The sequence below is a fragment of the Candidatus Magnetobacterium casense genome (assembly GCF_000714715.1).
In the GTDB taxonomy this organism is placed as follows: Bacteria; Nitrospirota; Thermodesulfovibrionia; order Thermodesulfovibrionales; family Magnetobacteriaceae; genus Magnetobacterium; species Magnetobacterium casense.
Genome location: NZ_JMFO01000013.1, coordinates 16,147 through 41,012 on the forward strand (window position 1 = coordinate 16,147; position 24,866 = coordinate 41,012).

Annotated in this window: 20 protein-coding genes; 10 read left to right on the forward strand and 10 right to left on the reverse strand. The window is 49.7% G+C overall.

What is annotated here, in order from left to right; translation table 11 throughout:
- Positions 1-17: 17 nt before the first annotated feature.
- Positions 18-1,094 carry a tRNA 2-thiouridine(34) synthase MnmA gene (mnmA, locus tag Mcas_RS08500; protein ID WP_156033280.1) on the forward strand — a complete coding sequence of 359 codons (1,077 nt, stop codon included), beginning with the start codon at positions 18-20 and terminating at the stop codon, positions 1,092-1,094.
- Here the strand turns inward: mnmA and Mcas_RS16630 are convergent.
- From Mcas_RS16630 to def, 8 genes are all read right to left on the reverse strand, one after another.
- The gene (locus tag Mcas_RS16630; protein WP_052567054.1) at positions 1,048-3,297 is read right to left on the reverse strand and encodes a PAS domain S-box protein; all 2,250 of its coding nucleotides are present in this window, start codon (positions 3,295-3,297) and stop codon (positions 1,048-1,050) included. The two genes, mnmA and Mcas_RS16630, sit on opposite strands and share 47 nt — an antisense overlap.
- A gap of 203 nt (positions 3,298-3,500) precedes the next feature.
- Entirely contained in the window at positions 3,501-4,070 is a 570-nt protein-coding gene (locus tag Mcas_RS08510; protein ID WP_156033281.1) for a hypothetical protein, read from the reverse strand.
- 113 nt (positions 4,071-4,183) lie between these two features.
- On the reverse strand, positions 4,184-5,347 hold the full coding sequence (locus Mcas_RS08515; RefSeq protein WP_040335105.1) for a metallophosphoesterase family protein: 1,164 nt from the start codon (positions 5,345-5,347) through the stop codon (positions 4,184-4,186).
- Between the two features lie 26 nt (positions 5,348-5,373).
- Positions 5,374-6,675 (reverse strand): M23 family metallopeptidase, encoded by a 1,302-nt coding sequence (locus tag Mcas_RS08520; protein WP_081853724.1) that lies wholly within the window; start codon positions 6,673-6,675, stop codon positions 5,374-5,376.
- Between the two features lie 543 nt (positions 6,676-7,218).
- The gene (locus tag Mcas_RS08525; protein WP_200873665.1) at positions 7,219-7,701 is read right to left on the reverse strand and encodes a DsrE/DsrF/DrsH-like family protein; all 483 of its coding nucleotides are present in this window, start codon (positions 7,699-7,701) and stop codon (positions 7,219-7,221) included.
- A gap of 112 nt (positions 7,702-7,813) precedes the next feature.
- Positions 7,814-8,365: a DUF116 domain-containing protein gene (locus Mcas_RS08530; RefSeq protein ID WP_235203324.1), complete on the reverse strand. Its 552-nt coding sequence runs from the start codon at positions 8,363-8,365 to the stop codon at positions 7,814-7,816.
- On the reverse strand, positions 8,355-9,299 hold the full coding sequence (fmt, locus tag Mcas_RS08535; protein WP_040335106.1) for a methionyl-tRNA formyltransferase: 945 nt from the start codon (positions 9,297-9,299) through the stop codon (positions 8,355-8,357). Before fmt ends, Mcas_RS08530 begins: the two co-directional genes overlap by 11 nt.
- Positions 9,296-9,799: a peptide deformylase gene (gene def / locus Mcas_RS08540; protein WP_040335107.1), complete on the reverse strand. Its 504-nt coding sequence runs from the start codon at positions 9,797-9,799 to the stop codon at positions 9,296-9,298. Before def ends, fmt begins: the two co-directional genes overlap by 4 nt.
- Before the next feature lie 93 nt (positions 9,800-9,892).
- Between def and Mcas_RS08545 the strand changes: the two genes are divergently transcribed.
- From Mcas_RS08545 to hisC, 9 genes are all read left to right on the forward strand, one after another.
- Positions 9,893-10,264 carry a DMT family protein gene (locus Mcas_RS08545; RefSeq protein ID WP_081853726.1) on the forward strand — a complete coding sequence of 124 codons (372 nt, stop codon included), beginning with the start codon at positions 9,893-9,895 and terminating at the stop codon, positions 10,262-10,264.
- Positions 10,265-10,340: 76 nt separating this feature from the next.
- Positions 10,341-12,188: a tetratricopeptide repeat protein gene (locus Mcas_RS08550; RefSeq protein ID WP_235203342.1), complete on the forward strand. Its 1,848-nt coding sequence runs from the start codon at positions 10,341-10,343 to the stop codon at positions 12,186-12,188.
- Between the two features lie 111 nt (positions 12,189-12,299).
- Positions 12,300-14,918: an NADH-quinone oxidoreductase subunit NuoG gene (nuoG, locus tag Mcas_RS08555; protein ID WP_040335108.1), complete on the forward strand. Its 2,619-nt coding sequence runs from the start codon at positions 12,300-12,302 to the stop codon at positions 14,916-14,918.
- Between the two features lie 3 nt (positions 14,919-14,921).
- Positions 14,922-15,965, forward strand: coding sequence for an NADH-quinone oxidoreductase subunit NuoH (gene nuoH / locus Mcas_RS08560; protein WP_052567059.1), 1,044 nt, complete (start codon positions 14,922-14,924; stop codon positions 15,963-15,965).
- A gap of 18 nt (positions 15,966-15,983) precedes the next feature.
- Positions 15,984-16,700 carry a NuoI/complex I 23 kDa subunit family protein gene (locus Mcas_RS08565; RefSeq protein WP_200873666.1) on the forward strand — a complete coding sequence of 239 codons (717 nt, stop codon included), beginning with the start codon at positions 15,984-15,986 and terminating at the stop codon, positions 16,698-16,700.
- Complete coding sequence (locus Mcas_RS08570; RefSeq protein WP_052567060.1) at positions 16,701-17,213, forward strand: NADH-quinone oxidoreductase subunit J family protein; 513 nt, start codon at positions 16,701-16,703, stop codon at positions 17,211-17,213.
- Positions 17,214-17,484: 271 nt separating this feature from the next.
- Positions 17,485-17,727, forward strand: a complete 243-nt coding sequence (locus Mcas_RS08575) for a hypothetical protein (RefSeq protein WP_040335109.1) — start codon at positions 17,485-17,487, stop codon at positions 17,725-17,727.
- A gap of 55 nt (positions 17,728-17,782) precedes the next feature.
- The gene (locus Mcas_RS08580) at positions 17,783-18,163 is read left to right on the forward strand and encodes a retropepsin-like aspartic protease (RefSeq protein ID WP_156033282.1); all 381 of its coding nucleotides are present in this window, start codon (positions 17,783-17,785) and stop codon (positions 18,161-18,163) included.
- Between the two features lie 98 nt (positions 18,164-18,261).
- A complete protein-coding gene (gene hisC, locus Mcas_RS08585; RefSeq protein WP_040335111.1) occupies positions 18,262-19,290 on the forward strand; it encodes a histidinol-phosphate transaminase in 1,029 nt (342 codons plus the stop codon).
- 5 nt (positions 19,291-19,295) lie between these two features.
- Here the strand turns inward: hisC and Mcas_RS08590 are convergent, their stop codons facing one another.
- Both Mcas_RS08590 and Mcas_RS08595 read right to left on the reverse strand, forming a co-directional pair.
- Complete coding sequence (locus Mcas_RS08590) at positions 19,296-19,748, reverse strand: hypothetical protein (protein WP_040335112.1); 453 nt, start codon at positions 19,746-19,748, stop codon at positions 19,296-19,298.
- A gap of 176 nt (positions 19,749-19,924) precedes the next feature.
- Entirely contained in the window at positions 19,925-24,865 is a 4,941-nt protein-coding gene (locus tag Mcas_RS08595) for a protein kinase domain-containing protein (RefSeq protein ID WP_040335113.1), read from the reverse strand.
- Position 24,866 lies beyond the last annotated feature (1 nt).

Genomic DNA, 24,866 nt, shown 5'->3' on the forward strand with positions numbered 1-24,866 from the left:
GGCAGGCAGGCCAAAGCGTGCTCATAGGAATGAGCGGTGGGGTTGACTCCTCTGTCGCTGCATATCTGCTCAAAGAGCAGGGTTATTATACCGAAGGTCTGAGTTTTCTGCTATGGGGTAGCAACAGCGATGCTGCAAAAACCCCCGACACGACCAACACGTGCTGCTCGGCAGCATCCCTCAACAACGCCAGGGCAACTGCCGCCGCTCTTGGCATCAGGCACAGCCTTGCAGATGTACGTGTTGAGTTCATGCAGCGGGTCATTGAGCCATTCATCGAGGGGTACTCCAGGGGTGTCACGCCAAATCCGTGTGTGTTGTGCAACCAACATATCAAGTTTCCATACCTCCTGGCTGAGGCCAATTCCAGGGGGTTTGACTGCATAGCCACGGGGCATTATGCCGCAGGCACGGACCAACCGGCGTTGATGACTGCCACGGACATGGCAAAGGACCAATCTTACTTCTTGTACGTGTTGACCATTGATATGCTGTCGAGGGTGAAATTCCCTCTTGGCCCGTGGACCAAGCCCCGTGTCAGGGAATTGGCCGCAGGGCTTGATCTTCCATGCCACAAGAGGCCGGAGAGCCAGGACATATGTTTTGTTGACAACACCGGTTATCGTGGCTTTCTCAGCGCATATTCACCGGACATTCAGGCCGCAGGGCCAATCGTGGACGTGGACGGCAAGACCATCGGCACTCACGGGGGACTATTTGCCTACACCGTCGGACAGAGACGCGGCATTGGCATCGCGGCAAAGCAACCCCTATACGTCATCGACATCGACACGGCAACCAATACCCTGATAGTTGGCCCAAAGGAGTGTGGCGTAAAGACCCAATTCACGGTTGACGCTATCAACTGGCTGGTTCCGACAACTGAGGTTCCCGACAGCGTCCTGGTTAAGTTTCGTTCAACGATGGCAGCCGTGCCCGCAGACATAGCGGACATTGAGGGCAGCACCGCAAAAAGGGTCATCCTGCATACTCCCCAGTGGGCACCGGCACAGGGGCAGAGCGCCGTATTTTATGTCGGCAACCGAGTCATCGGAGGTGGGGTAATTGTGCGGAAACATCAAATTCTAATATAAACATGACGCCATCTTCTATATTCTTGGCATATATTCTGCCACCTAAACTTTCCTCTATGATTACTTTAGACATATAAAGACCTATTCCGGTACCTTTATCTTTTTTCGTTGTAAAATAAGGTTCAAAGATTCCATCAATTATTTCATCAGGAATTCCTCCTCCGTTGTCACTTATCTCTACCTTCAGTAAATTATTTTCTTTATAGCAGTCAACCGATATCATGCCACTTTTAAGCAATAAGCCTTTCTGCCTTCTCTCTATGATAGCATCATTTGAATTACTTATTAAATTTAATATAACGTGGGCTAACTGATTCTTATATGTCGTAATTAATATGGCATTACATGACATTACCACGGAGTGGTCCCTGAATGCTTTGTTATGCGGATTACATGTTATCTTGTAAGATATTGCATTGTTTTTCAACTGCGGTGAAAGTAGTGAAAATATTTCTCCTATAACACCCATTATGTTAAATGTTTCTTTTTCTTTTGATGGTTTAAAGAAATTTCTGAATTCATCTATCGTTTTTGCCATAAAAAGAACCTGGTCCATTGCGTCGTTTACAAAATTGTTAATATAGTTATCATCAATCTCTATATATTCGCGAGCATCTCTAAGGTTCTGGATAATGAGAGCAAGCCCATTTAATGGTTGCTTCCATTGGTGCGATATTACACCTATCATTTCACCCATAGCAGCCATCTTTGATTGTTGAATTAATAACTGTTCTTGCCTGCGAAGTCTCTCTTGTGACAGCTTACGCTCTGTGATGTTACGGAATATGCCTTGCACAAGTTTTTTACCATTAATCTTTATGAGGCTGGCAGAGATTTCAACAAAAGTATTACTGCCGTTTTTGCTTAATACCTGTGTTTCTATGTAATCGCGGAGGTCTTTTTCAACAGTGCCTTGAAAATGATCAATAACCCTCATAAGTTCATTCTGTGGATGAATGTCTGTGTATTTCATATGAAGGAGTTCCGCTTTATCATATCCTAGTAATTTAACAGCTTTTTTGTTGGCATCGATTAGATTTCCCTCTATGTCGGCTATCAAGATGGCATCACATGCGTTTTCCATCAATGCTTGTGCCATCTTTTCCGACTCAACAAGCGCCTTCTCTGTGCGTCTTTTCTCGGTAATATCTTTAATAATACCACCGGAACCCAAGAAATCTTCTTGCTTGCATTTTATGACACCCAACGTACCCTCAAGGTCGGAGACGTGTTTGTGGGTGTTGAACTTATATATGCCATAGCTGGATACCTCGGCAATTATTGATTTGCCTGACAACTCAGAGTCCTTTGTTTTCAGATGAACCTCAAGACCGAAAGTTTTTCTGTCAACGGTTCTTCTTTCATCAAAGAGCTTAGGTGCTTCTAAAGTGCCCGTGCTTTTTCCGATGAAATGCGGGAGAACCTCGGCTCTGCTTATTTTTTTTACGTCTTCCGTGTTAAATATTTTGCTAAAGTGCTCACCTATCAGATCCTCAGGTTCATATCCATAGTTACGTATGCTGTTATTTATAAAGGTAAATCTACCGTCGATATCGATCTTGTATATTACATCGGGTATGGTTTGAACAAAAAACTTAAACATCTCCTCGGATTGTTTAATTATGTGTGTTTGCTCAACAAGTTCGTCGTTAAGTCTTTTAAGGGTCTCTCTGGAGTCCAAAATCTCCTGATATTGATGAATGGCGTTTTCATAAGTGGAAATAAGGAGATTGAATATTTTCTTGTAATTCGTGTAAAGCATATGAGTTGCCCCTTTGTAGATTACCTCAAAACCCTTCTCCACGTCTGTTGTATTATCGATTGCAATAGTGGGATAAATGTGTGATTCAATTTTAGAAATAAGATAATCCTCACTATACGGTTTTGTTATATAGTCATCGGAGAGAGACTCAAGTCCTTCCAGAATATCTGTGACGGATTTTAACTCGGTCAGCAATATTACCGGTATTCGCTTGATATTCTCATTATTTTTAATCTCTCTGCAAAGCTCATAGCCATTCATCACAGGCATAATAATATCGCTTATTACAAGGTCGGGCATATTATTTAAAGCAAGCTCCAGCCCAAGTTTGCCATTTGATGCGGTAATCACGCCGTAGCCGTGCCTTTGGAGAATGCGTTTTAGCATTTCTGCCTGTATCATTGAATCTTCAACAACTAAGATCGTCCCTTTGTTTGCCACTTAGAAAGACCTCCGATATAACCTATATTTTTCGCAAAATACGTTTATACTGATCGAATTCGAGTTTTTTAGGGTACCAAAATTGCTTGCATACAAGAAATAAAGGGGCGGCTCCGCCCCCCTTTAGAACCCCCCGCAAGGGGACCAGTCCCCTTGACCCCATTATTTCACACTCAATTATCATGCCTGAAAAAACTGTGTCATTATTGTCCTTCTTTGACGTTGAACCTGTGACGCTTGATGAGATTGTAGCCGCCTCTTGGCCAATCATAGTACAACCGTACCTCGTAATCTCCCGTTGGCAGACCATTGAACTGGTAACTCCCCTCGGTCTGACCATTGGTATAAAACCATTGCTTGTATGAATTAGTTGGTGCGCTGCTCTGCACTATGGTCAACCAGTCCTGGGCGTTGCCAGGCAGGGCAGAATACTGTACGACGATAGGCTCATATGGTTGATAGGTTTGTTTTTGGGTCGTTATGACAGCCTTTGAGTCGGTTGTCTTGGCAGGCGGGATGTAAGGGGATGCCGTAACAGGCGATGCTGCTGATTTATGGTCGCGTGAGTAAACCTTAGCCGGTCTGAGCTTATCTTCGATTGCCTTGTCTAAATCGGAAAATAGCGGCTTTATCAGGATCATTGCGGCAATCACTATCAATGCCGCAATTGCCAGCACAAGGGCGGTTTGCCTCTTGTGTGAACCACCTGTGGGTGTTTTTGACGAGGCGATAGGTTCCATGTCCCTAATGGCGCTGCCCTCTTTCCTGCTCAACTCTCGCTCTATACGGGAGCGCTGTTTTGGGGTTTGTTTTTGCAAAGGAGAGCCTTGCCCCTGTGTCCGTCCATTAACCAAATTATAGGCATAGCAGACAGGGGCATGATTTGCTAGCTACATTTCTCTACGGTCTTATCCTGGGATTCCCACCCTGGACACGGTTTGCCATCACCGAGCAGACAGAACTTATCAATGGGCTTGATGTCATCCGTCAGTGAGCTGAACCCGTAGGTAACGCCTGTTATCTTGTCCGGTTCGACATCCATAACGGTGAAACTATACTTGACGGCGCAGGCAGATAGTCCGTACGCAGGGTCTGCCCTATGCAAAGTGGCTCCACCACCGCCATCAACTATGTGGGTAACACCGTTGGGCCACGTATGGCCATGGGCCTTTTCGATCTTCCTCCTGACGTAGTAGTGCTCGTGTCCTGCAAAATATATGTCAACGTGGTTACCGTTTAACACATACATCAGTTCACGCATGGACTTCGTAGGGAGTTCATTGTGAGAACCGGAAGAGTAAATGGGCTTGTGTCCAAAGACAAACTTGTGCTTTTTCGTAGTGCCTGATACCTTGTCCTTAAACCACTGCAACTGTTCCGGTGAAATGTCATCAACGTACCTGGCACCCTCCGTCACATAATAGTTGTCAAGTATTGCAAAGAAGGAATTGCCAAACTCAAAGGCAAAGGCAAGGTTTTCGTACCCAGGTAGCTTTGGGTCCTCCGGAAAACATATTGGTCCAACCGTCTTTGATGCACAAAAGCTCCTCTGATATTCTTTCTGCATCTCTAAAGTTACGGTGTTTTTAATACCCGGCGTGTACGAACTATATAGTTCATGATTTCCCAGAACCACTGCATAAGGTATATGGGCATCGTTAAACTGCTTCATGGCGCTTTTACCTAAGTCATACATCTCAGTGCCACCTTTCAGTACCAGGTCTCCGACATGGATCAAAAAAAGAGGGCTGGGATTAAGAGAAACGATATACTCGTTTATTTTCGTCATCACAGGGAAATTGACCTTAGAGTCTCTGTCGTCGCCCTTACCGTTGCCCCTGCTGTCGCCATATACGACAAATCTAAACTTGTCCGTCGTCTTGGCCTTGGAGGCAAGATATGCCTCAAAACCAGGCTCATCTGCATTGACCCTATTTGCGCCTCCCGCTGTCTCCTTCGTGGAGGCCATAGAACACCCCACAAACAAAAACAACGCTAACATCATCAGCCACTTCTTCCATGATTCTCTTAACACACTGCTTTGCACCATAGGTACATACACTCCTTATTTTTCGTTTATTTGATGTTTGCGGCCAACATCGATTTATCCAGGTTCGATCTCATTTGCGCTACGTAAGTGGCAAAGGCCTTTTTGTGGTTTGCGGGTATTGGTCTGGTTGGCAGTTTCATAACAAGCGGATTTATGGCCTTGCCTTGAAGATTGACCCTGTAATCGAGATGAGAGCCGGTTGCCAGGCCAGTGGCTCCGACGTAACCGATGATCTGCCCCATTTGCACATTGGAGCCTACCTTGAGGTTTTTTGGGTATCGCAACAGATGCCCATAGCAGGTCACATAGCCGTTGTGGTGGTCAATCCAGACGTTGTTGCCATATTGGCCGTTGTACCTGGCCTTGATGACGGTGCCATCACCGGCTGCCGATACGGGGGTCCCTGATGGGGCCACGTAGTCAACACCGAGGTGCGGTCTGGCGATTTTCAGTATCGGGTGCATCCGGTTGTAGGAAAAGAAGGAGCTAATGTAACGATAGTTCAGGGGTGCTCGCATCAGGGCTTTTTTGACCGAATTGCCGTTGGCCCTAAAGTACTCCGTAGTATCCCCGTAGGTATATCTGAATGCCTCATATTTTTCGCCGTCGTTTACGAAGGAGGCGTAGAGGATATTGCCATATCCTATGAATATATTGTCTCTGAATCGCTCCTCTATGATGATTTGATATTTGTCGGACTTTCTGAGGTCGGTGGTGAAGTCTATATCGTAGGCAAAGACGTCTGCCAGCTCATATGCCACGTTGACGTGTTCCTTGTCAGTGCCGATTGACTCTATGAGGTTTGACTTGATTTCACCCGATATCATACCCACACGTGTTTCATACGTCAGGGAGGTCATCTGGGCCTGAAAGTCCTCTCGGTTGAGTTTCTTGGAGACCGTCAGGTAGGACGTGTCATCTATGGCGTACTTGAGTTCGAGTATATCGTTGCTTTTTCTGTCAACGACTATGCGATATGACATCGTTGGCCTTAGATCACGCAGATCGTGAAAGTCCTTTGCCGCCCTGGTGATATTGAGCAGGTCACCCGTCTTCAGGCCATACTTTTTGGTGATATCGTACAGGGTTTCGCCTTTTTTTATAAACCCTCTGATCTTTTCTATTTGAGGGGTTTTACTCTGCACAGTATTTGAAGGAGACACCTTCTTGGAACTCACAACGACTACGGGCCTTGAGAGGTCTAACGTGAAGTGTGTCATTGAGAGAAATGCCACAAACACCATACTAAAAAATAGCATCGGTCTATTGCGATCTTTATGTGGTTGGAAACGATTTAATCTCCTTATAAGTTCTTTTATTCTACCCATACAAATATTTCTCCTTATATCAATATAAGCTGCTTCAGCCTCTTAAGGCAGGTTACCGATTCACCTCAAGGACCTGCATAAGCAGCTAAATCTTGCTTACAGGCAAGCTTCTTTAATGGGTACTACGTTTAAAGTCCCAACACCTGGACTAACCTAAAAAGGTATCCTCTTTAAAAAGCATAGTAAAATTAACTTTATGGCTTAAAGACATGGATTCCTGCTCCCTGTTCAAGCCAGGGACATGTTTCGCAGGAATGACAGTTACAGGCATTTTCCAATTGTGTCATTCCTGGCTTGACCAGGAATCCAGGATGCGTAACAGCATAGTTACCGTCAAATTATAAAGAGGATACCTAAAAAGTATACTCTAAGCGTATCTCTGTATAAAACAGTAAAAAGCCAAAAAATAATAATTACTGCCTGGCAGAGGGTAGATTCAAAGGCAGTTACGAGGCGGCCTTGTACTTTGCGTAGAGGCCTTGTACCTTTGACTGGCAACCCTTTGACTGGCAACCCTCTGCCTGTCAGAATAAAAATGCCGGACTATACGAATAAACTGATATCTGCATCGAGTGCAAAGTTCAAAAACTCTGCAGCGCCGGCTACGACAACACCATCAACGAGGTCTTCTTTCTTTACCCCTGTCATCTCAAGCGTAGGCGTACATGCAATCATCTTTACGTCTATTTCGCGGCAGGCATCGACGAGTTCAGGGATACTGGGCCAGTTGATCTTTTTGATCATCCCTTTCATCATCATGGTAGCCATAGACGTCATTCCAGGCAAGACTCCCAGTATGCTCGGAAACGGCACCGGTGAGGGCATTGCCGGATTGGCAAGGGGAGATACCTGCAGATCACGGTACTTCTTCTTGTTTACGATGTCTACTCCGTACAATGTAAAGAATACCTGTACCTCTACGTCCATTGCGGCTGCGGTAGACGCCAGAATCAACGGCGGATACGCCATGTCCAACGTCCCCTTGCTTGCAATTATCGCCATCCTCTTTTTCTTTGTCGCTGTCACTGTATTACCTCCTTAATGTTTGAATCTGTTTTCCAAGATAGCAGTTATTTGTAACATCTTTGAGACAGCTTTGTCAACACAAAAAACTATCCAAAAAAAAATTGCCGTATCCTCAGCAAAAAATATTTATGGCCTCCTCTACTCTTGTGGTATCCACGGTGGTGTTAAAGCAGGGACCAAAGGGGCGCTCGTTCTGGATACCGAGGACGGGCAGCGGGTAGGAATCCACTATACCGCTGCTGAGGTCTCGCTCGCAGGCCACGGCAATCACCGCCTTGGGGCGACACTCGTAGACTATCTTGCGGGCCATGCTCCCCCCGGTGGCAACGTAGAGGTTGAGTTGCTTGCCCTCGGCTATGGCGATGAGGTCCTTCATTTTGCACCGGCCACAGCGTTTGCAGTTGTATATGTTGTGGGTGATCCGTATGTCACACTTGTCGATCTGCAGGCAGTGTGGCAGGATCAACAGTATCCTGTTTGTTTTGATGCCTTCTTTTATTACGAGCTTATTGTTGAGCCTTATGACAAACAACTGAAAGGCTTCTTTTTTGCTCTTAATAAACGCCCCCAAGAGCATGAGCATCGGATAAAGGACTTTCAGGACTATCCCCCGTGTCAGCCGCAACAGGAACCTTATCGACGCCTTAAACCACCTAGCCCACACGGACAATCCCCCCACGCCCCCTGCCTCGCATATAGGCCCCGGCAGACATGGCATTCTTACCCTCGGGCTGGACGATCTCTATCGACAACAGACCACTCCCCGTGGCCACAACAAGGCTATCGGCCTCCTGTCTGACCACTGTGGATGCCTCTATGCCGCCGGAGGTTTCCTCTGCCACGGTGGCCTTGAGCACCTTGAGGCGTTGACCGTTGACGTAGGTGTAGCAGCCTGGCCAGGGGTGTAGTCCCCTGATACGGTTTACGATGTCCCTTGCCGACAGGTTCCAGTTGATGATGGCGTCTTCTTTTTTCAGTGCCCTGGCGATGCCGGCAACGCCTTTCTGTGGCCGCGAGGTCAGGCCGTAGTAATCGATGGCATACAGGGTGCTCAGGAGCAGCCCTGCCCCTATATGTGACAGTCGTCGGCTGAGGGTTTCTGCCGTGTCGTCTTCTTCGATAGGTTGCTCGATACACAGGAAGACCGGGCCGGTGTCCATTCCTTCGTCCAGGAGCATGGAGCAGACGCCCGTGGTGGTGTCACCGTTAATGATTGCCCACTGGATGGGGGCAGCACCCCGGTAGCGGGGCAGGAGTGAGGGGTGGATGTTTATACATCCCCGCGGCGGAATGGCCAATATCTCTGCGGGCAGTATCTCACCGTAGGCCACGACCACGGCAACATCGGGCTTCAGCGCACTGAGGGTTTCGATAACATCCGGGTGGCGGACGCTCTCCGGTTCGATGACCATGACGCCGGCTTTTTGTGCAACCAGCTTGATGGGTGAGGATTCGGTTTTTCCGTGTCGTGTTCGTCTGCGTGGGGGTTGGGTCACCACAGCCAGGACCTCGTGCCTCCTCTCTGCCGGCGTTCCACGTGTGAGGGCCTCAAGCGTGGGGACGCCAAACTCCGGTGTGCCAAAAAACACTAACTTCATTGGTTGAACTTCAGGAAGCTGCCACCGAGGTTCTGTTTCTGAAGCGGTGTCAGTCTGTCTATCAGCAGCACGCCGTTGAGGTGGTCTATTTCGTGCTGCAGTGCCCTGCTGAAGAGCCCTGTTGATTCAATTTCGATGGGGTTGCCGTTGGGGTCAACGCCCCTGACGTAGACCCTGACAGAGCGTTCCATGGCCACTGTAAATCGTGGCAGGCTGAGGCAGCCTTCGATGGCGTTTTCCTGCCCCTCCTGGTAAACGATTTCAGGGTTGATGATGACCACGAGTCCGTTGGTGCCCTGTTCCCTGTAGGCGGTGTCAACCACGATCAGGCGCTTGGAGACGCCCACCTGCGGGGCGGCCAGGCCCACACCGGAGGAGTCGTACATCGTCTCGACCATGTTTGCGATGAGTTGTCGCAGTCGCCCGTCAATGGACTTCACAGGTTCTGCTTTTTCTTTCAGCACCCGTGCCGGATAGGTCTTTATGCTAAGTATCGACATTATTAATTCTAACAAATCTACAATCAAAAAGAAAAGAAAGAATGTGTTTGTTGAGAACTTGACAATGCCGGTATTTATGTGATAGCTTTCATTATGCCTTTTAAAGGAGCACCCGGTGGTACACAACACGTTATAGTTCAGTGTACCATGTTGCTGATACTATCGAACGTGTTTATGACGTTTGCCTGGTACAGTCACCTCAAACACCTGCAGGGTAGACCGTGGTATGTTGCAGCCCTGATCAGTTGGGGCATTGCCCTGTTTGAGTACCTGATCCAGGTGCCGGCAAACCGGATCGGCTTTGACGTCATGACCCTGCCACGTCTGAAGATACTACAGGAGGTCATTACGTTGAGCGTGTTTGTACCATTTGCCGTGTTTTACATGGAACAGCCTGTGAAGCTGGACTACCTGTGGGCTGCACTGTGTCTGTCGGGGGCGGTGTATTTCGTCTTTCGCTCATAATCGCCCCGGAGAGCAGAGTCGTTACGCTTCTTTCGAGTCGTTTATCCACAGGCCGATTGTTGCCCTGTTGCTCATAGTGACCGTTGCCGCCCTTGCGTATTCCAACACACTGCATGGACCGTTTGTCTTTGACGATACCCACAACATCGTTGACAATCCGCTGATTAAAGATATGCGTTACTTTACGGACTCCCATGCCGTTGACGGCAGCACTGCGGGAAAAGGCATGAAGTATTTCTTCAGAGACAGACTGTTTGGCTTTTTCACCATCGCCGTCAACTATACGCTCGGAGGTCTTGACGTCACAGGCTATCATCTGTTCAACATCACGGTCCACATAATCAATGCCCTGCTCGTGTACTGGCTGATACTGCTGACACTTGCCACCCCCTGCCACGCAACAACAGACCCACGCCGTAGCTCCATAGCCCTGCTGTGTGCCCTTGTCTTTGTCTCCCATCCGGTGCAGACCCAGGCGGTTACATACGTCATTCAGAGGTTTGCATCCCTGGCAACCTTGTGTTATCTCCTTGCCCTGGTGTTATACGTAAAGTCGAGACTTACGCAATTCAGCGTCACACGGTATGCAACGTATGTGTTGTCAATCCTGTCAGCATTGGCGGCCATGAAGACAAAGGAGATAGCCTTTACCCTGCCTGTAATCATTGTGCTGTTTGAGGCTTTCTTTCTTGGGGGTAACCTGCGTACACGGATTGTCTGGCTTATCCCCATAGCCCTTACCATGCTTGTCATACCGCTGTCACACGTTGGAGGGGTGGACTCGGCATCGGGGTTAGCTACATTCGATGAGGTCATGAGGGTGGAGAGTCATACGTCGAGGTGGCAATACCTGATCACGCAATTCAGGGTGCTTGTGACCTACATACGCCTGTTGCTGCTGCCCGTCAACCAGAACATGGACTACGATTACCCCGTTTACGGGACGTTCCTTGCACCGGAGGTCTTTGTCTCTGCCGTGTTTGTGCTGTCGTTGTTTGCCCTGGGCATATACCTGTATCGCCGTTGGGCCATAGACAAGACGCAGAACGGTCGCAGGGTCAGGTTGGTCTCTTTTGGGATAATATGGTTTTTTGTAACACTTTCGGTAGAGTCAAGCATCATCCCCATAAGGGATGTAATCTTTGAGCACAGGCTGTATCTACCCTCAGTGGGATTTATCACTGCCCTTACAACGGCATGTGTGATAGCGGCAGAGAGGTTTATCGGTAAAACAAAAGGCATTGCGGCAAGCCTCATAGCGTGTGCGATTGTGATATCGCTGTCCGTTGCAACCTACAAGAGAAACTACATCTGGCAGGATGCAACACGCCTGTGGGAAGACACTGCCCGCAAGAGCCCCGGCAAGGTGCGTCCCCACAACAGCCTTGGCAGCCTCTACATGAGGGCGGGCAGGTTCGATGACGCTATCAGGGAGTACCAATCCGCACTGACCATCAATCCCAACTACGCCGAAACACACTTTAACCTCGGCAGCGTCTATGCCGCAACGGGGAGGCAAGAGGAGGCCATAGCGGCATACCAGACCGCTATCGGATTAAGCCCCGGTTATGCCGATGCCTACAACAACCTTGGCGTTGTCTATGACCAGCAGGGGCGGCTCGATGAGGCCATAGCGCAGTACGCCATCGCCCTGAGGCTTGCCCCCAACTCTGCCCAGGTACACAACAACATCGGCAAGGTATACGACAGTCAGGGACGTTATGAGGAGGCCATTTCCGAGTTCAAGGTTGCCCTGGAGCTTAAGCCCGATTATCCGATGGCACTCAACAACCTTGGCAACGTTTATTTCAAGCAGGGATGTTTCAACGAGGCTGTTTCCCGGTACACGACAGCCCTTGAGATTGACCCGGGCTTCTCCCTGGCACGGCAAAATTTGGAGTTGATAAGGAACCAGCCCCCCTGACCACTTTATATGCATTTTTATTACCACTTGTTATCCACCAAAATTTTATGCACCCAGGCAATTGGGTAGCTTTACTTATTTTATTGTTTCGGGTATAATATCCAATCAACAATGATAAAGCTAACGATAAATGACATAGAGGTATCGGTTGAAACACCGGTAACGATACTGGAGGCCGCCCAGGGCGTAGGGATAAAGATACCGACGCTGTGCCACTTCAAGGGACTGGAACCCTACGGTGGATGCCGCATGTGCCTTGTGGAGATCGAGCGGCTCAATCGCTTTCAGACCTCATGCACCGTCCATGTAACCGACGGCATGGTGGTCAGGACGGAGACGGAGGCCATACGTGCAACCAGACGTGCAATGCTCGAGTTCCTGCTCATCAACCACCCGCTGGACTGTGCCGTGTGCGACAAGGCCGGTGAGTGTGTCCTTCAGGACCTGGTTGTGCAGTACGGGGCCGCCGAAGGGAGATTCGCCGAGGGCAAACGCACACATCCGGAGAACTTTAACGACCCCTTCATCGTCAGAAACATGGAACGTTGCATCCTGTGTTCCAGGTGCGTGCGGATGTGCAATGACGTCCAGGGGGCATATGCAATAGCGATCACGGGCAGAGGGAGTAAGTCCTTCGTTGAGCCGTTTTCGGGAGGCCGCTACAACTGTGAGTACTGCGGCAACTGCCTGACGGTTTGTCCCGTCGGTGCAATTACGTCAAGGCCGCATCGGCACAGCTACCGCCCCTGGTACGTCGAGGGCGAAGTAAAGACTGTGTGCGGATTCTGCGGCGTGGGATGCAACATGGTACTACAACTGCGTGGCGGATCGATCATGAGAACCATGCCCGACCTCACGGGCGGTCTCAACAGAGGACTCCTGTGCGTCAGAGGGCGATTTGGTTACGACTACGTTGACAGTGACGAACGCCTCAATACACCGCTCATCCGAAAGAGTGGCCAACTGGTGCCGGTTACCTGGCAGGAGGCCATCTCCTATGTCGCCCAAAGGTTCAAGGACGTCAAAAAAGACCACGGCAGCAAGGCCATCGCAGCCATTGCTTCGCCACGCTGTACCAACGAAGACAACTACATGCTCCAGAAGTTCATGCGTTTTATCCTGGGCACTAACAATATAGATTCAACGGCACGGTTTTATTATTCCCCGGTGCAGACCTACTTGGAGAGTATGCTTGGTGTCGGTGTAACGGCCAACCTGCTGCACGGTATCGAGCGCTCCAATGGCGTGCTGGTCATCGGAGGCGACCCCACGGCGGTTAATCCCATAATGGGGGTACAGGTGAGGCTGGCCTGGAGGCACGGTGCCAAGGTCATCGTAGTTGGTTCCCCCGGCGGACTGAAGATGTTTACGGACTACGAGGTAATCCCCGCCCTGTATGCCGAGGAGGTTGTCCTGTGCGCCATTGTCGGCAAGGTCGCAAAACGCAAGGGGTTAAGAGGCGAAAGCTATCTCATTGAGGATAAGATAAATGCCCTCAGGCTGCCATCGGCAAAAGACCTTAATCCTGCCGGACTGACGGAGGACGTCATAGACCGTGTGGTCGATGACCTGTGTGCAATGAAGACCCCGGTTATTATCGTGGGACAGGATATATGTCAGGGCGAAAGGGTGTCCAAGAAGGTGTTTCTGGTTGGGGCTATAGCGTATCTGTTAAACGGCAGGATATTTCTGATGTCGGACCGTCCCAATTACCAGGGCGTAGTTGACATGGGTTGTGTGCCGGACATGTTGCCCGGGGGCAGACCCGTTGAGTTGGGCGCCATCGAGCGCAAGATAAAGGACACCATTGGTGGTGCAATCCCCGAAGAAAAAGGACTCAACGCCTTTGAGATCATAGAACACGGACAGAGCGGCACCCTAAAGGCGCTCTACATAATGGGCGAAAATCCGACGTTCAACTTCCCCGACAGACAAAAGACCCAAGAGGCAATAAACAACACAGATTTTGTAGTGGTTCAGGATATATTTATGACGGAGACGGCCAAACTGGCCGATGTCGTCCTACCCGCTGCGGCGTGGTCTGAAAAAGACGGCACCTACACCAACCTCGAACGCAGGATTCAGCGCCTGAGAAAGGGTAAGACGGTCTCTGCCGGCAAACCCGACTGGCGGATCGTTGCCGACGTAGCCAGGGCGCTTGGTATGAAGGAAAACTATACGGACGTGCGTGGTCTCTGGGCGGAGATAACACAGATATCACCGCTGCACTTTGGCCTGACCTATGAGGAACTCAACACCGGACAAACCATCTGGCCATACAACGGCAAGTCCCTCAGAACGGGTGAGATAGACTTTGACGTCGAGGGCATAGACGACATGCCAATACCGGAGTACTGCCACAGCGAATTCCCAGGGATGCACCTGCTGTCCGAAAGACACCTCTATCACAGCGGTACAATAACAACCAGGTCCAAGGCCATCTTGGGCATATATCCGGAGCCATACGTGCTCATAAATCACAAACACGCCCAACTCTATGCCACCGATGCTGCACGCCCCCTCGCTGATGGCGAAAGGGTCACGGTGTACACGACCGAAGGTGAGGTGGAGACCGTTGTTAAGCTCGATAAGGACGTCCCGGACTGTGTTGTACTGATGTCCAACACGTTTGAAAAGGCAGGCAGCCTGGGGTTGTTAAACTATCACATTGATCCGGTGCTGGGCTGTCTCTGCCTGGATGCAACCGCAGTACGTATAGAACGGATATAAATTATGGATATAGAACTGACAAGGGATTTAATAGGGCTTTTGAAAGACGTTGGGATTATCGTCTTTAAGATAGCCGTGGTGCTTGCCGCCGTGATGGGACATGTGGCGTATGCTACGTACTTTGAAAGGAAGATCATCGCCAGGATGCAGATGCGTCTGGGACCAATGATCGTAGGCCCCTATGGAATACTACAGCCAATTGCCGACGGAATAAAGTCCTTCTTCAAAGAGGACATTATACCGACCAACGCGGATAAACCGATATTTTTCATGGCACCCGTCTTTGGACTGATGGCGGCACTGACAACACTGGCCGTGATCCCGTTTTATGACGGCTTTGTCATCAGCAATATAAACATCAGCCTGCTTTTTATCTTTGCTATGTCCTCGCTGGGGACATACGGGATAATCCTCGCCGGTTGGGCGTCCAACTCCAAGTACCCGTTCCTGGGTGCGTTGAGGTCCTCGGCGCAGGTGATCAGCTATGAGGTCTCCCTTGGCCTGAGTCTTGTGGGGGTAATGATCATGGCCGGCTCGCTCAATCTCACCGACATCGTCCACGCACAACAGCGATACCCCGGGGGATTGTACATCGTACCGCAGATTATCGGCTTTTTTATCTTCGTAATCTCCGCTATCGCCGAAACCAACCGAACGCCGTTTGACCTGCCGGAGGCCGAAACAGAACTCGTAGGCGGTTTCTTTACCGAATACAGCGGGATGCGATTTGCACTGTTCTTCATGGCCGAGTACACGGGGATGATCATTATGTCTTCGTTGGCCGTGTTGTGTTTCCTTGGCGGATGGACGTTGCCGGCATTTGTCTTGAATTTGCTGCCATTTCTTGGAATGATACCGGGGATCGTGTGGTTCTTGCTCAAACTGTATGCGTGCATATTCTTCTACTACTGGATACGGGCAACCATCCCCAGGTACAGATATGACCAGTTGATGGCCATCGGGTGGAAGTTGTTGATCCCCCTGGCACTGGCCAATATTATCATAACCGCATTAATGAAGCTCTGGCTCACAAGTGGCCGAGTCTGAATACATCAGGAGTGCAAGGTGAATACAACAGACGAACAAGGCGATAAATACGTAAAGGTAGTTAGCAGGATAGAGCCGGGCTTTCTATCCAGACTCATCAAGACGGTGTTTTTCACGGAGATACTCCAGGGGATGAAGCTGACCCTTACAACGGCGTTTAAGAAACCCGTGACGAAGCAGTATCCCAAGGAAAAACGCCAGGCCCGGTCAGGGTTTCGCGGTATGCACGCCCTCGTGCGAGACCCCGCCACCGGTAAGGCCAAGTGTGTTGGCTGTGGCCTGTGTGCGGCGGTGTGTCCCTCCAGGTGCATCAACATCTACACGTCTGAGGGCCCCAACCACGAAAAAGTCGTAGACCGCTACGAACTCGATATCCTGAGATGCCTGTACTGCTCCCTGTGCGTAGAGGCATGTCCCTTTGGGGCCGTCGTGATGACGGAACACTACGAGTATTCCGATTACTCAAAGGATTCGTTCTTCCTGACCATACCGACCTTGCTCGACAACTGGGACAAGTACATGGAAGGCGCTAAGGGAACCTTCTACCTCGACAACTTCTGGCGCCCAAAGACCAAAGACTTTGCCACCCCGCAAGAGCAGGCCGTTTTCAGACCCAGGGGGGCAAGTGAACCGACATCCCCTGCCGTACCATCCAAAGTATCGGCACCATCCCTGCCTCCGGGCAATACGGTTGACGAGCCGTCTGCCGGTGAATCGCAGGACAAGGGGGCGTAGATGATCCAAAAGGTATTCTTTCTCTATCTTGCCTCCGTGTGTGTGCTGGTGTCTGTGTTGACGGTGACACGGAGAAATGTTATGCACGCCGTGTTGTTTATGCTGCTGTTGTTTTTCCACGTGGCCGGTCTGTATTTGTTTCTGAATGCGGAGTTCCTGGCCGCCATACAGATTATCATCTATGCCGGGGCAATCATGGTGTTGTTTTTGTTTGTCGTGATGCTGTTAAATCTCAGAGAGGACGAAAAGAGTTCTCAGTACATCAGGCAGTGGCCGGTGGGGTTGGTTGTCGCACTGTCGGCGATGTTTGTGTTTGTAATGGCAACGTTTTCTCTCAGAACCGGAGAACACGGGGTATGGAGCATCGACAGGATCAGGGCATTGACTCACACATCCGCACTGGGACGCATCATGTTTACTCAGTACCTGCTGCCATTTGAGATAGCCTCCATGATACTGTTGGTCGCCATAGTGGGGGCCATCGTGCTGGCTAAGAAGAGACTCAAAGGTTGAGGTAACAGTACCTAATATATACTGAAATGACACAGGTTTTTTCAGGCATGATAATTGAGTGTGAAATAATGGGGTCAAGGGGACTTCTTAATGGCCGGGGTGCCTTACCCCCTCCGCCTTATCTTTCAAAAAATCGTCAAACACTATTATATTGCTCCATCGCTTATAGTATATCATCACAGTAGTTTTTTTAGAGCAAGATTTTTTAACCGTTGACTTATCATACCTCTGTTTGCTAACATAACGGTAATATAGAATAAGGGGGTATGTTATGAAAAGTGATGTTTTAGATAAAGAATTGAATTATTTTGATTCGATACTGGATGAGTTATTAGGTAAGGCAGAAAATGAATATGCCCTGATACACGGAGAAGAATTAATAGATACATTTATAGCAAAAGAGGATGCGCTTAAGAGGGGATATCAGCTTTACGAAAGCTCCCCGTTTTTAGTAAAACAGGTACTAAGATATGAAGAGGTACTGTCTTTTACATCCCGTTTCATAGCTGCATAGTTTAATGCCATCTTTTACTGAGCATATACCAAACCTGCTTAAGATTGGACCGATTGTGGAAGTTCAAATCACTCCGGCAAGGTTATATCGCGAGGTATTAAGAAAAGCTGGAAAGTTAATTCCACTACCGGTGAAGGTTGTTGCAATGATTGACACAGGAGCCGCAATCAGTGCTATTACACCTGATGTCATAACGACCTTGGGAATAAACCCTATCGGGAAAATTAAAATAAGCACACCTACATCCACAGGGGTAGATTGCTATCAATATCATGTCGCAATAGTAATGCCAAATCAAAATACTATAGAAACTACAGAGATCGTAGAGACGCCATTAGAGGGACAGCATATACAGTGTCTGATTGGCAGGGATATATTAAGACACAGTGTGTTTATTTACAACGGTTCCGAAGGGATCATAACTATATGTTTTTAGGCTAAACTTAGCAGACAGATCATAAAATTCTCTAATGCAATTGCCCTGAAATAAACGCTACCACATTTGAATAGTTTTTTGCTAAACTATCGGTTCGTATGTTTAAGGAAATCACACGAGCTAACATAAAGCAGTTGAGGCCCTACAGTGCGGTGGAGATACCCTGCCGTATCAAGCTCGACGCCAACGAGGCCCCTTACGGCCTTGTTCCTGGGCCGGTAGCGGTTGACACCAATCGTTACCCCGATCCGGAGGCCAGGGAGCTTCGTAACCACCTCGCACAAACCCTGGAGGTCGGTGCCGACAATATACTCTTGGGTAACGGCTCTGACGAGGTCATCTACCACCTGATAACGTCCCTGGGCGGACCAGTCCTCTATCCGACGCCAACGTTTGTCATGTACGGCATCATTGCCCAGACCCTCGGAGAGACCTCCGTAGCAGTGCCGTTGGGCGATGACTTCGACCTCGATGCCGGTGCAATGACTGAGGCCATCAGGAGACACAACCCCAATGTGATATTTCTGAGTTCTCCCAATAACCCGACGGGAAACTCCTTCAGCCTGGAAACCATCCTTGAGATACTGAGCCTGTCAAGTGGGATCGTTGTAATTGACGAGGCATACCAGCCCTACTCACCAAGACCGAGCGTAGTGTCCATGATATCACGTTATAACAATCTCTACGTGATGCGGACTCTCAGCAAGGTGGGACTTGCTGCACTGCGGGTTGGATTTCTTGTGGGAGCGACTGAGGGTATCGAGGAGTTAAACAAGGTGAGGTTGCCCTACAACGTCAATGCCCTGTCGCAGCGGATGGCGCTCATGGCCCTGCAGGATGACAGGCTGACAGAGCAAAACACCACAACCGTAATAGCAGAAAGACAACGGCTATTTGAAGGACTGGCACGCCTCAACGGCATAACCGCCTATCCCTCCGATGCCAACTTCATCCTGATAAAAACAGCCGATGCAAAGACGCTCCACCAGAGGCTGCTGCAATCCGGCATCCTGCTCAAGGACATGACAAGCACCCTGGAAAACTGTCTGCGCATCACCATCGGCAGACCGGAGGAAAACACCGAACTGCTCAAGGCGATGGCAGAGGCCAGAGATACAACTCTGTGATGAAATCACTTTGCCAGCTTGAAGTTACCACCTGCAAAGACATTTATATATTTCTCAGTGACTACCTTGGACACTACAGATAACAACAACACACCATCCTCGGCCTCTTTTACGTCATACTTCAGAACCACTTTGTTAACATCTGCGTATTCGTTGAGTCTTCTACCGATCATGGCCATAAACACCTGGAGTAAAGTGAATCTGTTGTATTGGACGCTGTCATCTGCCACAATTTTTCTCATTGCCTCTGATTGATCGTCTTCCGGCAAAAAGCTGGCATTCCAAAAAAGGATCGATAGATTCAAGGCGCGCCTTCTCTGCACAAAGTTCTTTCCTTTCTCTATCATTGGCTCGGCGTACTCAATGATTATACTTGCAAATTCCTCATCTTGTTCATCAGAGGGCCCCATTGACGTGGTTTGTTGCGAGTCGTGTTTCTTTTTTATCTTTTTGGGCATATGCCAAATTCCTCCTTTATGTGAAATTTTTAGCTATACTCATATTTTAACAAATCAACATAACTAAGACAACAACGTTTCCCCCCGCAAGGTAGAGATGCGAGGCACCCCGGCCACAAACCGCCCCTTTCTTTTTTTGTATTGCATGCAATCAAAACGCGCTATAATGGTGCCAATCAATCTGACAGTACTGCTTCGGCCTCTTTGCGTACCTTTGTGCTGCCGTCAAGGATGGCCTTTTTTGCAAGCCGCTTTGCCTCCGATCCCTTGAATAGCCCAAGTGCTCCCACGGCATTTCTCCTCACATCTTCGTTTTCGTTAGTCATCAATCGTTCGATAGTCTTAAGGGCCGTATCCACGTCAAGCTGCTTGCTTGCTATTATCTTGCTGATGTAAGGCGCTATTGGCCCAGCATCTATGCCCTCCCTTGAGGCATGATTGAGGATGGCATCTACGGCCTCCGCACTACCCATGTTGACAATGGCCTCTACTGTGAGTCGCAGCCTGACGTCTTTGGCTACGGCGTTGTCACCAAGCTCCCACGCCCTGGGTGGCTCGGTAAGAACGGCAAGAAGTGACGGCAGGATATCCTTGCCCGTGTAGGAGAACAGGTAGCTCAGGGCAGTGAGTGTCGCAACATCGTTGCCCTCTGAAAACTGTGAAAGTAACTTATCCTGGATATCCTTGTCTGCACTTAAGGCAACCAGGCAGCTTACATTTTCCTGCGTCCTGGGGTTTGCTGACATTATTGCCGTCAGACGATTTTTTACCATATAGACATAGCTGTCCATATATTCATCGAGCCGTTTAGTGTCGCAATTGCCGAGGGACTTGGGTTTAACGTAATCAAGGGCCTCGCGTGCCCTGTCGGCGTTGGTAATGTTTAGGGCAAACTTGTTCAACGCCTGTGTGTCATATCTATCTCTGCGTAAATTATACATATAGGCCGAAAGTGCAAAGACAACAACGAGTACCACCAGTGCAATTGTCAGCTTCGACAGCTTTTTCTTATCTGCCCTGGCATGTGCTTCCTTGCTGATTTGCTCCATAGTCTTGGGTTCATCCATTTCAAGGGTGTGGAACTTGGGCACCGATTCCGTCCACCTGTCCTGATACTCTAACAGCTCTTTGGCTGACATCTCCGCAAAGTCAGACTCAAACCCGGCAGCCTTAAACCTTGCCTCAAGTATCTGCAGGTCTTCATCAGTCCATGACGGTTTGTTTTTCTCAATCTGCCCACGTCTGTACTGGTAGGACAGAAAGTCGAAGATCATGTGCTTTGCCTGAACCTTCCAGGTTGTCTCTGCCTGTGGGTTGAGCGTCCAGTTGAGGAACCACTTTATCACCGCCGAATCCATGCCGGCAGAGTACAGAAACCAGCCATCAGGGCTAAAGACGATGGTGCTTATGGTGTTGTTATGTCCGGTCATATTTTGCAAATTCTTTTGCGTGTGGATACTCCACAGGGAAACGGTAGTGTCCTTGCTGCCGGAGGCAAAGTATTGGCCATCGGGGCTAAAGGTCACGCACGTTACACCCTCCAGGTGTGCTTCGTCATAGCGACTCTGTATAGTCCTTGTCTTGTAGTTCCAGAGGTCAACGGAGCCGTCCTCGCAAGCCGTAAGAAACAGGTTGCCATCTGGGCTTAGGGCGATGGCATTTATGACGCCCTTATGTTCAACCCTGTTGCGCTCCTTGCCCGTTACGGAATCAAAAAAGACTACGGAGCCATCCCCCAGAGCTGCTATGACAGTCTTTTCATTGTAGCTTACGGCAATTGCCGTGATCTCCTGATATACTGGGTCAAAGTGGCCCATGTAGTCGCCCTTGTCCTTGTATATTCGCCATAGCCTGATGATGCCGTCCCTGCCTGCCGCAAACAGATTTTGCCCGCTGCGTGTCAGCGCCATGGAGCTAAGACCTTCATAACGACGGTCAAACTCCAGCGGGGAATTGAAGTCATCGTCGCACCTGACGATCCTGCCGTCATCATCACCCAGAAAGACATGCTTGTTGCAATAACTCAACTGGAGGGCGGTTATGGCGGTTGTTGAATTTTTATCCATAGCACCCTCGTAGAGTGCCTCTTTTGTTTTGTGTTCAAGATTAAACCTTGCCGCCTCCCCTTTTGCATTAGCCACAAACACATTGCCACCGTTGTATGACAGAACAAGGGCAGTAATGCTATTGCCACCAAAGGGGTCGTAGGTATCTGTCTTGACAGGTGCACGGACGGAGCTGCGGTCATATTTCAGAGGTATGTTGGATAACAGGTTTATTATATTTTCGTGGTTGTCATAGTCTGTCAGTTCCCTTGCGTTGTCTATGGCTTTTAAGGCTTCCGGATAGTTTTCGTCATTTACGAGTTGCCTTGCCACAGTGAGCCTGCGTGTGAACTCGGCCCTGATGTCGCCTTTTCTGAGAGATGCCGGAGGCAGGAGGGCATATTTGCAGGTATACCTGTTGAGGTAGTTCAGGCAGATGAGTTCGTTATCCTGTGCAAACAATATCTGATGTCCCCTGTCATTTGCAACCGCCCCTGCGATAGGCCCCTTATAGCTGAACTGTGCATAGAGCAGACCATTTCTGAGGTCTCTGACATGGACGGTCTGTTGTCCGGTAGACAGTGCGAAGTTGTCATCGTAACTGAATGCAACGGAGGTTATCCTTCCCGTGTGTCCCCTGAAGGTACTGATGCACTCTCCGGAGTCGGTGTCAAAGAGGCATACGGTGTCATCGATGCCGCCTGTGATGAGGCGTTTGCCGTCGGCACTCAATGCGATTGTGGTAGAGCCGGTGAACTGACCCTGGCAGCTCAACAGTAATTTTCCCGTCTTTGTATCCCACTTGCATGGGGCCGACCCTTTGAGGGCGGAGTAGACGTACTTGCCGTCCTTTGAGATGGCGATGGCATGTACGGGTTTGTTTTGAGTGTTAAACATACCGGCAGACTTGCCTTTCCGAAGGTCCCAGGCTCGTATGGTGCCATCCAGGGAAGAAGACACCGCATAGACGGAGTTGCCGACAAAGAGCACGTCCGTGATGACGCCCTCATGTCCGGAGAAGGTTTGCAGGCGTCTCGCCTGTTGCATATCCCACAGGGCGATGCTCCTGTCCTGTGAGGCTGAGAGGACGTAGCGGTGGTTTTGGCTGAGGGCAAGTGCGGTTATGCCCATTGCATGCCCCTGGAGAGTAGTTATGGTTTCGCCGCTGCCGAGATCAACCAGGGAGAGGCGTGAGTCGCTGCATCCGATCATTGCTATTTTTTGGGCAATTTTCCGGACAGTCTGGTCGTTGTCCGCAGCGGTATCCGATAGCAGTGCAAGGGCCGTTATGCCGGTGTGTTCGACGGAGAACTTGGCGGTTATGGCAAAGCCTGGTAACGTCGCGTGGAGTGCCTCATCAAGAGACTCTGGCAGCTCCCTGTAGCGCACCCTGCCGGTGGCGTAGAAGTCCTGGTAGTCTTCGTTGAGGTTTTTGAGGGCGAGGGCATATCCTGTTATAACCGAGGGGTCTTCCTTGCCGTCGTTGATCAGGCGATACAGGGCTTCCTTGACCTCCCGCCAGGAGTTAGCGTCCTCGGTGGCAGTATCAGCACTACAGAGCAACAGGGCGATGTTGCGGGAGATATCGTGGTTGTCTCTGATGTGTTGTCTGAGTTCTCTGAGGGTGTGGAGCGCCTTGTGTTCGTTTGAAAAAAACAGCAACAACTTAGCCATGAACAGCTTGCCAATGTGCAACTTGTCACTGGCGTATGTGGGCATGTTATCGATGAACTCCTGCATCTTCCTGACTGCCTTATCCTCGGACAGCAGCCCCCTCATGCACTGGTACAGCATGAGGTTAAAGGCGTTTTCGGGATGGTTTGGTTTAATGTCGAGGGCCTGTTTCCATGCAGCTTCGGCCTTATACAACTGGTTTATCGTGGCATATGACACCCCCTGGTTGTTCAGGGAATCGGCCCTGAGTTCGTCGTTACGCTCTTCGGTGTCCTCATCGGAGCGCTGGTAGGTTTCACCGATAATGCGTCTGTAGATAGTCTTTAACCGGTCTTTGATTTCGGCAAAGTCTGCGGGTCTGTCTCGTGGGTCTTTTGCCAGGCACTGGAGCATCAATTGTGCAAGTTCTTCGTCTATCCCCGGGGTAAAATCCCCTGGGTGCGGTGGGGCTGTCTTGGAGTGGAGTTTCTGCCACACGGTCAACTGGTAAAAGATGACACCACGGCGCTCCTCCTCCGTCAACGCAAACGGACGCCTGCCACAAAAGAACTCGTACATCATACACCCATACGCATATATATCGGTGGGGAAGCCTGCCGTGTGGGCGTCCCTGAACTGCTCCGGGGCCATGTACTGTGGGGTGCCATAGGGGACATCTCCCAGAGTTATAGTCTGCCAGGAGTCGGATACGATGAGACCCTCCTGTTGGTTGTCGGTGAGGCTGAGGCTTGAGAGACTCCTCGCAAAGACCGAACCCTCTGAGATGTCGTTTACGTCAGAATCGGTGAGGTTGAGGTTATCCTTGTACTTTTCGCTGGTTATCTGGCCATCAGACTCCAGGCTCAGGCCAGCCCCCACCAGACCGAAGTCGGTGATCAAGGCCATACCGTACTTGCTAAGGAGTATATTGGCGGGTTTGAGGTCTCTGTGTACGAGGCCGGTGTGTTGTGTGCCTTCTTCGTCGCTCCAGTTGAGCGTATGGGTGTGGTGCATACCCGAGGCTACCTGTATGGCCATATCCAGCTTCTCTTGCATTGTAGTCAGTCGCTTTGCCTTCAGCCACTTATCCAGGCTGCCACCGTCTACATACTCGATAAACAGGCGCGGGATCGACTCTATCTCTTGCACGTAGTAGGCCGAGCAGATGTTTGGATGTATACCGAGGTTGATCCATGCCTCGGCCTCCCTGTGGAATCGTTTGAGGCCGGTTTCGCTGGACATGATAGAGGGCAATGGGGTCTTGACGGCCATCATACGTTCCGTCTCCCGATCGTAGACGAAGTAGACCTCTCCCATGCCACCACGGGCAAGATCGCGTACATCGTATCTGTTTTCAACGACGGTGTTTTTTGACCACAGACCTTTTTCCCGCTTGCCGGAGTGACCTTTGTCCTTCATA